Here is a 307-nt window from a genome sequence, read left to right as displayed (position 1 = left end):
TGAGCGTGCTCGGGGTCGACGAGCACATCTGGCGCCCGTCCCGGATCGGGGACGCCGACCGGGCGGTGACCGGGATGGTCGACCTGACCCGTGACGAGCACGGAAGGCTGCACGCCCGGCTGCTCGATGTCGTCCCAGGCCGCACGGGGACCGCGTACGCCGCCTGGCTGCGCCACCAGCCCGAGGCATTCACCGCCGGGATCACCGAGGCCTCCCTCGACCCGTTCCGCGGGTACGCCAACGCGCTGCGCGACGAGCTGCCCGACGCGGTCGCGGTCCTGGACGCGTTCCACGTCGTCAAGCTCGG

At 73.3% G+C, this 307-nt stretch carries 1 protein-coding gene; it reads left to right on the top strand.

Translation table 11 applies throughout. From position 1 onward, the window contains the following. The coding region (locus N865_RS21395; RefSeq protein WP_034810307.1) for a transposase at window positions 1–307 on the top strand (307 nt) is incomplete at both ends.

It is taken from the genome of Intrasporangium oryzae NRRL B-24470, from assembly GCF_000576595.1.
Lineage (GTDB): Bacteria > Actinomycetota > Actinomycetes > Actinomycetales > Dermatophilaceae > Intrasporangium_C > Intrasporangium_C oryzae.
This window is presented reverse-complemented; position numbering and strand designations above follow the sequence as displayed.